The sequence below is a fragment of the Candidatus Pantoea communis genome (genome assembly GCF_011752685.1).
GTDB classification, from domain to species: Bacteria; Pseudomonadota; Gammaproteobacteria; order Enterobacterales; family Enterobacteriaceae; genus Pantoea; species Pantoea communis.
In genome coordinates this window covers 65,022-79,081 of record NZ_VWXC01000002.1, presented here as the reverse complement: position 1 = coordinate 79,081, position 14,060 = coordinate 65,022, and the positions used below count along the sequence as shown (strand labels likewise).

Annotated in this window: 11 protein-coding genes; 3 read left to right on the top strand and 8 right to left on the bottom strand. The window is 55.1% G+C overall.

What is annotated here, in order from left to right; all coding sequences use genetic code 11:
- Positions 1-125: 125 nt before the first annotated feature.
- Both F3J37_RS04430 and fusA read right to left on the bottom strand, forming a co-directional pair.
- Positions 126-1,739 (bottom strand): ABC transporter substrate-binding protein, encoded by a 1,614-nt coding sequence (locus tag F3J37_RS04430; protein WP_166932109.1) that lies wholly within the window; start codon positions 1,737-1,739, stop codon positions 126-128.
- A 258-nt stretch (positions 1,740-1,997) separates the two neighbouring features.
- A complete protein-coding gene (gene fusA / locus F3J37_RS04425) occupies positions 1,998-4,097 on the bottom strand; it encodes an elongation factor G (protein ID WP_097116691.1) in 2,100 nt (699 codons plus the stop codon).
- Positions 4,098-4,311: 214 nt separating this feature from the next.
- On the opposite strand from fusA, the gene F3J37_RS04420 reads away from it, so the two are divergent.
- Entirely contained in the window at positions 4,312-5,223 is a 912-nt protein-coding gene (locus F3J37_RS04420; protein ID WP_166932108.1) for a ketopantoate reductase family protein, read from the top strand.
- 170 nt (positions 5,224-5,393) lie between these two features.
- Here the strand turns inward: F3J37_RS04420 and F3J37_RS04415 are convergent, their stop codons facing one another.
- Positions 5,394-6,164: a YdcF family protein gene (locus F3J37_RS04415; RefSeq protein WP_166932107.1), complete on the bottom strand. Its 771-nt coding sequence runs from the start codon at positions 6,162-6,164 to the stop codon at positions 5,394-5,396.
- A 99-nt stretch (positions 6,165-6,263) separates the two neighbouring features.
- Here F3J37_RS04415 and F3J37_RS04410 point away from each other — a divergent pair, with 99 nt between their 5' ends.
- Positions 6,264-7,331: a LacI family DNA-binding transcriptional regulator gene (locus tag F3J37_RS04410; protein ID WP_166932106.1), complete on the top strand. Its 1,068-nt coding sequence runs from the start codon at positions 6,264-6,266 to the stop codon at positions 7,329-7,331.
- A gap of 97 nt (positions 7,332-7,428) precedes the next feature.
- On the opposite strand, the gene tmaR is transcribed toward F3J37_RS04410, so the two are convergent.
- The 4 genes from tmaR to dacD all read right to left on the bottom strand — a co-directional run bounded on the left by tmaR (position 7,429) and on the right by dacD (position 10,848).
- Positions 7,429-7,749, bottom strand: a complete 321-nt coding sequence (gene tmaR, locus F3J37_RS04405) for a PTS system regulator TmaR (protein ID WP_034824689.1) — start codon at positions 7,747-7,749, stop codon at positions 7,429-7,431.
- 161 nt (positions 7,750-7,910) lie between these two features.
- On the bottom strand, positions 7,911-8,969 hold the full coding sequence (locus F3J37_RS04400) for an FUSC family protein (protein WP_034824691.1): 1,059 nt from the start codon (positions 8,967-8,969) through the stop codon (positions 7,911-7,913).
- Between the two features lie 159 nt (positions 8,970-9,128).
- Entirely contained in the window at positions 9,129-9,593 is a 465-nt protein-coding gene (locus F3J37_RS04395; RefSeq protein WP_166932105.1) for a GyrI-like domain-containing protein, read from the bottom strand.
- An 88-nt stretch (positions 9,594-9,681) separates the two neighbouring features.
- The gene (dacD, locus tag F3J37_RS04390) at positions 9,682-10,848 is read right to left on the bottom strand and encodes a serine-type D-Ala-D-Ala carboxypeptidase DacD (protein ID WP_205298864.1); all 1,167 of its coding nucleotides are present in this window, start codon (positions 10,846-10,848) and stop codon (positions 9,682-9,684) included.
- A gap of 200 nt (positions 10,849-11,048) precedes the next feature.
- Between dacD and sbcB the strand changes: the two genes are divergently transcribed.
- Complete coding sequence (gene sbcB, locus F3J37_RS04385) at positions 11,049-12,470, top strand: exodeoxyribonuclease I (protein ID WP_166932102.1); 1,422 nt, start codon at positions 11,049-11,051, stop codon at positions 12,468-12,470.
- Between the two features lie 158 nt (positions 12,471-12,628).
- On the opposite strand, the gene F3J37_RS04380 is transcribed toward sbcB, so the two are convergent.
- Positions 12,629-13,981 (bottom strand): GntP family transporter, encoded by a 1,353-nt coding sequence (locus F3J37_RS04380; protein ID WP_097116684.1) that lies wholly within the window; start codon positions 13,979-13,981, stop codon positions 12,629-12,631.
- Between the last annotated feature and the right edge of the window lie 79 nt (positions 13,982-14,060).

Below are 14,060 nucleotides of genomic sequence, written 5' to 3'. Positions count from 1 at the left end.
GGAAATAACAGAAGCGTTTTATTTGGCGCATAGCATAGCGGCAAAATTTATCGCGCACCCATAAGCAATAAAGTTGCTTCTGATGCACACGCAATAAATCATGCCGCTACCAATCGTTTTACCAATTAGTGTTTGCTTAACCACACATCGTAAACGCTTTCCGGCATCTGTTTATAACTGCGGAAGCCGTAACCGTGCACGTAGCTGGCGGTGGCGAGCTGATCTTCGGGTTCGTACAACGGCACCGCTAAGGCCAACTGAAGCAGTGCACGCTGCTGCAACTCACTGTAATACTGACGGCGTTGCTGCAAGTCCAGTGTGGCAGCGGCCTTATCCAGCTGTGCATTGAGACCAGCATCATTGACACGACTGTAGTTAATCGCGCCACCCTGGGCGATCGGCCGATAGTGGTTCTCAATATCTACGCCATCAGTCGGGGTGTTGGAGTTGGCGATGGTGCCGAATTTTCCGCTTTTGCGCACATCCGCGTAGGTGCCGGAATCAACGTAGTTGAGCTTAAGATCGATGCCCAACCGCTGGCGCGCCTGTGCCTGAATCGCCTGTAGCAACACGTCGCGCTGGTCACGCACCGTGGCCTGTGCCTGAATCAGCTCAATGCGCAGTCGCTCGCCATTTTTGCTGCGGAAGCCTTCGCTATCACGGGTTTGCCAGCCTGCTTCATCCAGCAGCTTGTTGGCGGCATCCGGGTTATTGCCGTACTTCCCTTCCAGTTCGTTGTTGTACAGCGGATCAATCGGTGAGGTAATGCCCCACGCGCGCGTACGCTCACCGCGATACACCGATTTCAGTAGCGGGTCGATCTCCAGCCCTTGTAGCAGTGCCTGGCGCACTTTCACATCCTGCGTGGGGCCATACTCGACGTTGAGGAACAGCGAGTACGGCGTACCGGTATTGAGCGCGTGCTGGTAGGTGAAATCACTGTTGTCCTTGAACTCACCGGCATCATTACCCGAAATCCCTTCAATGGCATCCACTTGCCCGGACAGCAGCGCCCCGGTACGCACCGAGGATTCCGGCAGGAAGCGATAGGTGACGCGGTCAAGATAGGCTGGCCCCTGATGCTTCGCCGTGGCAGGCGCCCAGTTGTATTTCGGGTTTCTGACGTAAGTGACCTGCTGACCCTTTTCGTAGCTTTGCAGGATAAACGGGCCGGTGCCGGCAATCTCCGTGCCGCCCGATTTCAGCTGCGACGATTTCCAGCTGGAGGGTGAGAGAATTTGCAGTCCCGCAGCGAAGGAGAGGAACGGGGAATAGACCTCTTTCAACGTAATCACCACAGTATGGTCATCAGGGGTTTCAATTTTGTCGATGTGCGACCCCATCAGGCACAAGCTGGTGCCCGCGCAGTACTGTGCCACCTGAGTCTGGCGGAAGTTTTCAGCCACCGCATTGGCATCAAATTTTTCACCGTTGGAGAAAGTGACATCGCGACGCAGGTTAAAGCGCAAGGTTTTGCCATCCTCGCTGGCCTGATAGCTTTCAGCCAGCCACGGCACAAAACTGCCGTCAGGGCGGCGTGCCAGCAGCGACTCCCAGAAATTGCGCAGGGTGATTTCGGCTTTGTCCTGCCCGTTCAGTTGCGGGTTAAAGGTCGTGGGTTCGGTTTCGACGCCCACCGTCAAACTGCCACCGCTGACCGGTTTATCGGCAGCAACAGCGTGAAGCGCACCGCCAAGCAAACTTAAGCCCAGCGCCAGAGAAATTGCGTTTATTTTCATATTATCCTTGGTGATAGCAGGTGTTATTTTAATCAGCCCGAATTCCGGCCTGTTTTTAATTTCCGCTAAATTATTAAAATCCGGATAAATAAATGTAAAACGACAATAGTGGCAAAGGTTGTGATGAAATGATTTAAGGCGGGAAATAAAACCGTAGCGCCATCCTTAACGACGGCATGCAGCCCTCCGCATTTATGCGAATGTGACGAATGGATAGATGAAAGGGTATTAAGTGGCAGCATCCTTGCCGCCCCAAAATCACTCTGCGCGTGACGCAATAATTCCCTCGGCCACATTGCGTGGCGCTTCAGCGTAATGCGCAAATTCCATGCTGTAAGTCGCACGGCCCTGCGACATGGATCGCAGCGTGGTGGCGTAGCCAAACATCTCTGACAGCGGCACTTCGGCTCGGATGATGCGCGCACCAAAGCGCTCATCCATACCTTGCAGCGTACCGCGACGCGAAGAGAGATCGCCCATCACCCCGCCGGCGTAATCCTCTGGCGTTTCCACCTCCACCTGCATCACCGGCTCAAGGATCACCGGATCGGCCTGTTTCGCGGCGGCTTTGAAGCCAAAAATCGCTGCCATACGGAAAGCCATCTCCGACGAATCGACGTCATGATACGAACCGAAAGTCAGTGTGGCCTTGAGATCCACCACTGGATAGCCCGCCAGCACGCCGGAATTGAGCGCTTCACGAATCCCCTTCTCCACCGAAGGAATAAACTCGCGTGGCACTACGCCGCCCTTGGTGGCATCTTCAAAGGCAAAACCTGCGCCTGCTGCCTGCGGTTCCAGCGTCAGCACCACGTGGCCATACTGACCTTTACCACCCGACTGGCGCACAAACTTGCCTTCCACATCGCGCACCGTCTTACGAATGGTTTCGCGATAGGTGACCTGTGGCCGACCAATGTTGGCTTCCACACCGAATTCACGCTTCATGCGATCAACGATGATCTCCAGATGCAACTCACCCATACCGGAGATAATCGTCTGGCCTGACTCCTCATCGGTGTGCAGGCGGAATGACGGATCTTCTGCGGCCAAACGCTGCAACGCCAGCCCCATTTTCTCCTGATCTGCCTTGGTTTTCGGCTCAATCGACAGCGAAATTACCGGGTCCGGGAACTCCATGCGTTCCAGGGTGATCACCGCATTCGGATCGCACAGCGTTTCGCCAGTGGTCACCTCTTTCAAACCGACACAGGCGGCTATATCACCCGCACGAATCTCCTCGATTTCGATGCGATCGTTAGCCTGCATCTGCACGATACGTCCGATGCGCTCCTTACGCCCTTTCACCGCATTCCACACGCTATCGCCTTTGCGCAATACACCGGAGTAGACACGCACGAAGGTGAGTTGGCCCACATAGGGATCGCTCATCAGTTTGAAGGCCAGCGCCGAGAACGGTTCATCGTCATCAGCATGGCGCTCATCGTGCTCGCCTTTTTCGTTCACACCGGAAACCGGCGGCACGTCCAGCGGCGACGGCATCAGCTCAATCACCGCATCAAGCATGCGCTGCACACCTTTGTTTTTGAACGCGCTACCACACAGCATCGGCTGGATCTCGCCAATCAACGTGCGCTGACGTAAGCCCGCGATGACCTCTTCTTCGCTCAGATCACCCTGCTCCAGATAACGATCCATCAACGCTTCACTGGCTTCCGCCGCAGCGGCCACCATATTCTCACGCCATTCGGCAGCCAGCGCCTGCAACTCATCAGGGATCGGCGCATAGCTGAACGTCATGCCCTGGCTGGCGTCATCCCAATAGATGGCGCGCATCTTGTTGAGATCCACCACGCCTGCGAAGTGCTCTTCCGCACCAATCGGAATCACAATCGGCACGGGGTTGGCATGCAGACGATCTTTCATCATCTGCACCACGCGGAAGAAGTCCGCTCCCTGGCGATCCATCTTATTAACGAAAGCAATGCGCGGCACATGATACTTGTTGGCCTGGCGCCACACGGTTTCCGATTGCGGCTGTACGCCACCGACGGCGTCATACACCATCACGGCACCATCCAGCACGCGCATGGATCGCTCCACTTCGATGGTGAAATCGACGTGTCCGGGTGTGTCGATGATGTTGATGCGGTGCGGCGTGAAGCTGCCATCCATGCCCGGCCAGTAGCAGCTTACTGCCGCCGAGGTGATGGTAATGCCGCGCTCCTGCTCCTGCGCCATCCAGTCGGTGGTTGCCGCGCCATCGTGCACTTCACCCAACTTGTGGCTCATCCCGGTGTAAAACAGAATGCGCTCGGTGGTGGTGGTTTTGCCGGCATCGATGTGCGCGGAGATGCCGATATTGCGGTAACGTTCGATAGGTAGGGGTCGGGGCATGATGCGTCCTTAGTCTGTTCGACTGGAAAAGTGGGCGAGCACCATTGCCCGCCGCTGCGCAACAGCATAGACCCATTGTACGAATAAATACGAACAGTTTGAGCCTTTTTTAGCCATCGTGAAAATCTTGCATCGGTTTCAGCATTTACGGGCTGGCAAGCTTAACCCTTCCCGATTTATGGTAAGGGTCTCACTCTCAACGGGAAATCTAACCATGCGCATTCTGGTTGTCGGCGCCGGTGCCACCGGCGGGTATTTCGGTGCACGTCTGGCGCAAGCAGGACGTGATGTGACTTTTCTGGTGCGCGAGCGCCGTTTTCAGCAACTGCAACAAAACGGTCTGGTGCTAAAAACACCGGGCGGCACAGAGGTGATTCAGCCGCAGCTGGCGCAAACCGGCAAACTTACCGGCCAGTTTGATCTGATTATCCTGACGGTGAAAAGCTTCGGGCTCGATCAGGCGATTGAAGATATTGCACCCGCCGTAGGGCCAGAAACGCGGATCATGCCGATCCTCAACGGCATGCGGCATATCGATACGCTGCGCGCACACTTTGGCGACAAGGTGATTGGCGGCTTGTGCAAAATCAACGCCACGCTGGGTGAACAAGGTGAAGTGGTGCAGATGACGCCACTGCATATCCTCTACTACGGTGCACTCGATGGGCACAATGATGCACGTCTGCAACGTGTCGATGAGACGCTGAACATCGCGCAGTTCGATACGGTCTTTGCTGACAACATCATCAGCGAACTGTGGGAGAAGTGGTTGCTGCTGAGCACCTTAGGGGCGGTATGCTGCATCGCGCGAGGTAATACCCAACAGGTGTTGCGATCCCAAGGTGGAGAGGCGCTGTTGCAGGGGATTTTCGCCGAGGTACTTTCCGTACTCAGCGCTGACGGCTATCAGGAACGGCCAGCGGTAACGGCGAAGATTTATGAAACGTTGAATAATCCGCAGGTGGCGATGACCTCCTCGATGTACCGCGATTTAACCCAGGGTTATGAAATTGAAGCGGATCAGGTCATCGGTGATTTGCTGGTGCGCGGCGCGCGCAATGGTGTGAACACCCCGTTGTTGAATGCGGTGTATGTGAATTTGCAGGTGTATTTGCAGAATCGTTAAATCGCAGGTTAATACCGTTGCGGTGCTATATTATCGCGCGAATCTGAGAAGGCTAATTCGCTGACTTACGCGCAATGAATTGCGCCGCTACGGGGTTAGGCGTGAACCTGACAGAGCCAAATCGCCGACCTATGCGCAATAAAGTGCACCGCATCGGGGTTATACGCGTTTTATCCAAGCCGCGACTGCACGCCCTTCAGCTGCATCAAGCGCTGCCAGCCTGCTTCTACCTCGTCCGGGATATCCACATGCCCGAGGAAACCTTTGCCGCGTGGACCGTAGCCGTTTTCATCATCGCGCAGGCGCTGGATCTCGCCCATCAGCAGCGAAAGAAAACGCTCCATCGACCACAATCCTTGCGGTGGCGCACCGATAATGCGCAGCATACCCGCATCCATCATCACCTGCGGGACGAACACCGGCCAGCTGATAAATTCGGGTGCGTCGGCACGGTCACGCCACTGGTAGCGGAAGGTTTCCCAGGTACGTCGCTGCATCAGTGGGTCCTGCACCAGCAATACATGCTGCGGCTGCCACTTCTGCTCATCCAGCAGTTTTTGGCTGAAGGCGGCATTCTCACCACAGTTGCGTGAGGCGGTCTCCAGCAGCAGCTGATCGTCCGGCAGTGCGGCAAACACCCGCGCCATGTCGCCCAGCAACTCTGCTTCGCTTTTACCTTGGGTTGAAATCTGACGATAAAGGGGATGATTAGCGATCATCTCCGCCAGTAACACCGTGGAATGACCGATACCGCCACTGATCATCAGAGGCAGCTGATACTTCTTCGCCAGCGCAATCACACCTTCAACGTTGGGCAGTACCGCGTGACCGGCAAGAATTGCCAAATCAACCTCGAGCGTGCCATCTGTCGGCATGTGGTCAAGCGCCAGCCAGGCCGCAAGCGTATTGATATCCTGAATCTGTTGGCTATTGAGCTGCATCGCGTTCTCCTCGCATTAACACTGGCAGTGTAGCGGCTTAACTCCGCGACAGCAGAGAAAAATTTGCTACACTCGCCGCTATCAGATTCAGGAGAGTTTATGACTGCGCGTTCCGTTACCCTCGATGATGTCGCTGCACTGGCGGGGGTTTCCTACCAGACCGTTTCCCGTGTGCTCAACCATTCCGTGCAGGTTTCGCCACGCACGCGCGCCAAAGTCGAAGCCGCGATGCAACAGCTGAACTATGTGCCCAACCGCGTGGCACAGCAGCTGGCAGGAAAAGCCACGCGCACGCTGGGGCTGGCCACCAGCGATCTGGCATTGATGGCCCCGGCACAGATTGCCTCTGCGATCCATGAACGTGCCGCCGCACAGGGTTACCATCTGGTGATCGCCATGGCGAATGCGGCCGGAAATGCCCAGGATACGGTGAATGAACTGCTGGCGCAGCGCGTGGATGCACTACTCATCAACCTGCCGCTCGATGCTGAACAGGCGGCGCAGGTGCAGCAGCAGTGCGGCAGCAAGCCTGTGCTGTTTCTCGATGTTGAACAACATGCTGCTGTCAGCCAGTGCCAGTATCAGAGTGAATCCGGTGCGCAGCAGGCAGTGGAGCATCTCGTCGCGCTGGGCCACCAGCAGATTGGCGTGCTGAATGGGCCTGAAAGTTCGGCTTCGGCGCGGGCGCGCTTCACTGCATGGCAACGGGCGTTATCGTCACACCAGTTGCAGCCGATATGCGTACTGCATGGCGACTGGAGTGCGGCATCCGGGTATCAGGCGCTATTGCAGTTGCTGCCGGACCGCCTGCCACAGGCCATGCTGGTGGCGAACGATCAGATGGCGCTTGGGGCGATGCGTGCACTGCACCAACACGGCGTGAAAATTCCTGGAGAGATGTCGATTATTGGTTATGACGACACTGCCGAGAGCGCGTGGTATCAGCCGCCGCTCACCACCGTGCGTCAGGATTTACAGCAGTTGGGTGCGGTATCTGTGGACCGCTTGTTGGCGGAACTGGCCGGAGAAGCTGTACAGCCCCTGCAGCTGGTAACCGAGCTGATATTGCGCGAAACGACAGCTGCGCCGATGCAAGGGGATGTGGATATAGCGGAGATCGCCGGTCAGTTGCAGGCATTAGCGCGACAATTAAAACCCAAAGCCTGACCAGGTTAAAGCAGCACAGGCTATTGCGCACGCCACGGCAGGCAGTGCGGAAGCCGTTACGCTGCAAAAAATTTGGGACCTTGCGGTCCCAACATTTTTACTGCGGCTTTGGTTCACCCATCGCTTTCAACTTCTTCGACAGCTCGCGACGCTCTTTCGACAAGTCAGCATTTTTGATGATGTACTCATCGACGCGATCTTCATAGTCCACACGCATGGATGCAATGATTTCCTGAATCGCCTCAACGCTCATGCCTGGTTTGATGTACTCGCTCAGGTTGTCCAGCAGCAACACACGTTTCTGGTTATCACGGACTTTCTTCTCGTTATCCACGATTTCGCGCTGCAGTTTGTTTTTACGACGAAACATACGCACAAACTCCAGAACGTCCTGAAATGATTGCTTGGCATTTTCCATGTTGGCACCTTTCTTTGAGCCTGCCGCGGCAGGCGGAATAGTCATGAGCTACAGCTTAGCGGCTTGCTAGCTGGATTCGCAATTTTCACAGCTAATTTCGGACTGGCACTTATCTTAGCGCAAAGAAAGGGTGATTCACATTAAGTCATTGCCTGAGAAAACTATTTGCGCAGTGCCAGACGAACCAGGTCCGTAATGCGCTCCAGTTGACGCGCCTGTTCCAGACTCAACCACACGTAGCCATAGATCGCCGTGGTCTCTAAGCGCCCGCTGCGGTTGGCAATCAACTGTTCCAGTTCCTGGGTTATCTCTTCCAGTTCATGGCTGTTGGCGATCACGCCTTCCGTCTCCCCTTTCACCATCAATGTGGCCAGCGCGTTCAACGTGTCTTCGGTCATTTTCTGACTGCGGCGCAGCGTCGGGGCATTGAGCAGCAACAGGTGGCTCTCACGTGATGACCACCATGCATCAATTTGCATCTGCATCGTGTTAACCATATTACGGTTGATGGTCTGAATCGCTTCAAACACCGATTTAGGAATGCGCGTCTCTTTGCTGGCCGGTTCCAGAAGTGCGCGCATCTTAATGACGCTGGTCAGCTGTTTCTGGAAGGGTTTGTTGAGTCGGGGTTTTTCCAGCAGGTTAGCGGAAAAGCCGGTGTGATGCAGTTTCGCCATCGCCAGAAATGAATCGGACAGCTGAATGCGCCAGTGCGTGTAGGCGCGCTGAGCGAGAATCGCACTGAACAGCAGCGCCATAATCGAACCGAGGATCACATCGCCGCCACGCCACAGCGCCACAGTGAAGTCACCGGCCGGCGCACCCACCACCACGCCGAGCGTGATACCAATCAACAGCGCCATATAAGGATGTTTACCCAGCGTCAGATAGCCGCAAATAATCATCACCACGAAGCACCATGACAACATCATCGGCAGCGAGATCAGTTCCAGCTTCAGAGCAATCAAACCCGATGCCAGTCCGGCAAAGGTGCCGCTGATGCGTTGGATCACACGCGGAAACACATTGCCCCAGGTCGAGATCGGCCCCATCACCACCACCAGGGTGATCAGCGGCCAGGTGCCTTCCGGAATATCCGTCAAACGCACAAACAGAAAACAGAGCACAAAGGCGATAGCGATGCGCACGCCGTGCACAGCGCGATAGTGGCGGTAGAACCAGAACTCAATGGCAGAGATGGGTTTGTCGGCGCGTAACATGGTGGTCCGGGAACGATAAAAATTTGCGCGCTATGTTACCCTGGCGCGACACGAACATTGAGTGCTGCGCAGCACTATTTCCGCTCTTTTTTTGCGATTCAACAAGTGCGCTACATCTTATTTTCTCTTATGAAACATAGAAGTAACGCACTGATGATATTAGTCGGCTGCACGTACCGGAATGTACATATCCACCAGCCAGTCGCCGCTGTCAAAGCCGTCGGAAAGGTAGTGTTCGAAGCAGGGACGATTATCCACCTGCCAGTCGGTTTTCGTCTTGAGATGATCAAACAGGCTGTGCCAGGCGGTGAAGAAATCGTTATTCATCACTTCCATGCGCGCATGAAAATATTGCCCACCGGGCAGCAACCCTTGTTCGATGTCGTCGCCATAGGAGGGCACCGCATCGGCAGGCGCGGTGATCACCGTTTCAACCCGCAGCTCTTCCGGCGGCAGAACTTCAGGATTGCCGTAATAGATGGCCAGCCACTCACCGGCCATGCCATGCTGCTCGACCCAGCTTTTAAGCTGGTTAAACCCGCGCGGCACGGTTTCCTGCCACGGGCCCTGCAGATGGTAACCCAGCCAGCTTTGAGGATTACGCTCGACGATTGATGCTTTCATACTTTTGCCTCCGTTCAGCAGCAGAAAGCCTCACTGTTTCACTCCCATGCTGTTGAGCCATGGGAGCGACTCAGCTATCCGCTGCGGATTACAGTTTCTGTTTTACGTAGTCACTGATACGCGTGATGATGCCGGCTTTATCCACACCTTGTAGGGCATACAGCGGATAGCTCGCCAGCTGCTTGTCTTTGTCCATTACCTGGATTTCACCCACCTGCTCACCGGCTTTAAGCGGTGCTTCCAGATCTTTACGCTCAATCACATATTTCGCCATGACGTTTGAAACTTCGGTGCGCGGCAGAGACAGATAAATATCCTGAGTGGTGCCGACATCCACTTTGTGCGGATTGCCGTACCAGACGTTTTCGGTGCCGATTTTATTACCTGCATGGAAGAGTTGCACGGTATCGAAGTTATTCTGGCCCCATACCAGCAGTTTACGCGCCTGCTCTTCACGTCCTTTCGAGCTCTTACCGCCCATGATCACCGCAATCAGGCGATGACGACCAACAATGTTTGACGCAATGATGTTGAAACCTGCCGTTTCAGTATGGCCTGTTTTCATGCCATCAACGTGAAGGTTTTGATCCCATAACAAACCGTTACGGTTATTTTGCGTAATCCCGTTCCAGCTCAGGGTTTTCTCCGCGTACATGGCGTAGAAGTCCTGCTCACCATTGATGATGGCACGCGACAGCACCGCCAAATCACGTGCGGTGGTGTGCTGGCCGGGTGCATCCAGGCCGTGCACGGTTTCAAAATGGGTATGCGTCAGACCGAGCTTCTGTACGTAGTTGTTCATCATATTGACAAAGCTGTCCTGGCTGCCCGCCACATAATCCGCCAGCGCCACACAGGCGTCATTGCCGGAGTCGATGATCACGCCACGCATCAGATCGCGTACCGTCACTTTGTCGCCGGGCTTGAGGAACATCAGTGAGGAGCCTTTGAACACCGGATTACCTGCAGCCCAGGCATCCTTACCCACGGTGACCACATCATCACGGGTGATTTTTTTCTGATCAACCGCGCGATCCACTACGTAGCCAGTCATCAGCTTGGTGAGGCTGGCCGGGTTACGCTCTTCATCGGGATTGCCGGCAGTGAGGATCTGGCCCGTGGTGGCGTCCATTAACACCCACGAAGCCGCATCGATCGGCGGAGGCGTCAGTGGGAATGGCATGCTGTCGTCAGCGTGTGCCAGTGATGCCCAAACAATCATTCCAGATACAGTTACCAGCAGACGCCTTTTCAACACTTCTTCCTCAAATCAAAAAATGAATTTACCGCCGCACGTTTTACGGCAATTAGCGCCTGGATAGTTGAATAAATTGAAAAAAAGTATGAACTGCGGACAAATGCTGTGCGCCTGCCCACAGCAGCGGTAAACAAGGTTGTGCTGCCTGCTGCACACGACTATTCTGTGCGTTGATTTTCTATTGCCAGGATACTGCCGTGCCCGCCTCTGAGTTCACCTTTTTGTTCCACGATTACGAAACATTCGGTAAAAGTCCCTCACTGGACCGTCCGGCGCAGTTTGCCGGGCTGCGCACCGATAAAGATTTCAACGCCGTAGGTGAACCGCAGGTGTTTTACTGCCAGCCCGCTGATGACTATCTGCCGCAGCCGGAAGCGGTGATGATCACCGGCATCACGCCACAGGTGGCTAAAGCGCGCGGCGTAACAGAGACGGCATTTGCTGAACGCATTCATGGGCTGTTTACCGAGCCACAAACCTGTGTGATCGGTTACAACAACGTGCGCTTCGATGATGAAGTGACGCGCAATATCTTCTATCGCAACTTCTTCGATCCTTACGGCTGGAGCTGGCAGAACGGCAACTCACGTTGGGATCTGCTGGATGTGATGCGCGCCTGTTATGCCCTGCGCCCGGAAGGCATTATCTGGCCGGAAAATGATGACGGCTTCCCTAGCTTCAAACTGGAACATCTCACCAAGGCCAACGGCGTGGCGCACGAACAGGCGCACGATGCGATGTCGGATGTGTATGCCACGCTGGCGATGGCTAAACTGGTGAAAGAGAAGCAGCCGAAGCTGTTTGAGTTTCTGTTTACCCATCGCAACAAGCAGAAACTGATGAACCTGATTGATATTCCGCAGATGAAGCCGCTGGTGCACGTCTCCGGCATGTTCGGCGCGGCGCGCGGCAACACCAGCTGGGTAGTGCCTGTCGCATGGCATCCGGATAATCGTAATGCGCTGATCGTGGTGGATCTGGCGGGCGATATGTCCCCGCTGCTGGAACTGGATACGGATGAACTGCGCGAGCGGCTGTACACCAAACAGAGTGAACTGGGCGACCGCGCGGCGGTACCGATTAAGCTGGTGCATATTAATAAATGCCCGGTGTTAGCCCCAGCGAATACCTTACGTCCCGAAGATGCTGCACGCCTGAATATCGATCGTGAACGCTGTCTGGCGAACCTGGCGCTGCTGCGTCAGCACGCTGAAGTGCGTGAGAAAGCGGTGACGCTGTTTGCGGAAGCCGAGCCGTTTAAGCCATCGGATGATGTCGATGCACAACTTTATGACGGCTTCTTCAGCGATGCCGATCGCGCAGCGATGAACATCGTGCGTCAAACGCCGCCGCAGAATTTACCGGCGCTGGATTTGACCTTCGACGATAAACGCATTGCGAAGCTGCTATTCCGCTATCGTGCGCGTAACTTCCCCGGCACGCTGGATGATCAAGAGCAGCAGCGCTGGTTGCAGCATCGCCGTGAAGCGCTGAATGCTGACCGCGTGCAGGCGTTCCTGTTAGAGCTGGAGTCGTTAGCGAGTTTGCATGAGGATAACGCGGAGAAGATGGCACAGTTGAAAGCACTGTATTTGTATGCGCAGGAGTTGGTGTCTTAATCGCTCACACGCGTGATCGCGGCATATCGCAACCTGGTGTGCACAGATGTGTATCAGATTGATGTTCGTTTAAAATGCATTTCAGATGCAGGCGCACATAAATGTGCGCCATACCCGTTGTCACTTAAGGGTCGCCTTAATGGCGACCGCTGTGAACCTTAAATCATCCCCCACACCAGCCAGGTCAGCGCAAAACCACTTAACCCCATCAGCGTAGTCAGCACCGTCCAGGTTTTTAGGCCATCGGCGACGGATAGCCCCAGATAACGTGTTACCACCCAGAAACCGGCATCGTTAACGTGGGACAAGCCCAGGCCACCGAAGCACGCCGCCAATGTGACCAGCACACGTTGCATATCGGTCACATCGCCCACCGCCTGACTCAACAAACCGCTGGTGGTGAGAATCGCCACCGTGGCCGATCCCTGAGACGCACGCAATGCCAGTGACAAGATAAAAGCAGCGGGCACCAGCGGCAAATGCAGGGTTTCCAGCGTCACCGCCAGGGCTTTACCGACACCGGATTCCACCAGCACTTTACCAAACGCACCGCCCGCACCCGCCACCAGAATCACACTTGCAGAGCCAGGAATTGCGCGACCGGTCAGATCTTCCAGCTTCTCTTTGCTCCAGCCGCGACGCACGCCCAGTAACCATGCCGCCAGGGCCAGCGCAATCAGCAGGGCAATTGGCGGGTTACCAATCACCGTCATCACGTCACGCAGAATGCTGCCTTCCGCCAGCATGGTGTGCGCCAGCGTCCCCAACACGATCAACACAATCGGCACCACAATCAGACCCGCAATGGTCATCGCACCCGGTGGTGGCACTTCGCTTTTTGGCGTGCCTTCAGGTTTCGCCAGCTGCAACTGCTCAAGTACATCCACTGAGAGGTGGTATTGACGCAGGTTCATCACTTTTGCCACGTAGTAACCGACGATACCCACAGGGATCGAAATCAGGATGCCAAGCATCATTAACCAGCCCATATCGGTATGCAGAATACCGGCGGCGGCGGCTGCGCCTGGGTGTGTCGGCAACGCTACATGCACGGTCAACATCACGCCCGCCATCGGCAAACCAAACTTCAGCGGCGAGACACGCGCCACTTTGGTAAAGCCGTAAATCAGCGGGATCACAATGATAAAGCCGACTTCAAAGAACACCGGAATACCGAGGATAAACGCCGCCATGGTTAAGGCTGCGACGGTACGCTTGATACCGAGCGATTTACTGAAGCGCTGCGCCAGCGATTCGGCACCGCCCGAGGCTTCAATCACTGCACCAAGCATCGCCCCCAACACGATGATAATGGTGATATGACCCAGCAGGTTGCCCATGCCGCTAAAGATGGTTTCCATGATCTTATCAGCCGGAATACCGGTACTGATGGCGACGATCAAACTGACAATCAGTAAAGCAACAAACGGATGGACTTTGGCTTTAATCACCAACAGCAGCAGTATGACAATGCTGGCAGTAGCGATAGCTAATAGCAACGCGGTTGACATGATAAACCTCTAATTCTATTAGTATAATTTGGGTACATCTTTCTCTGGTATTGACGGATTCAGGCAATTTTTTCCCAGC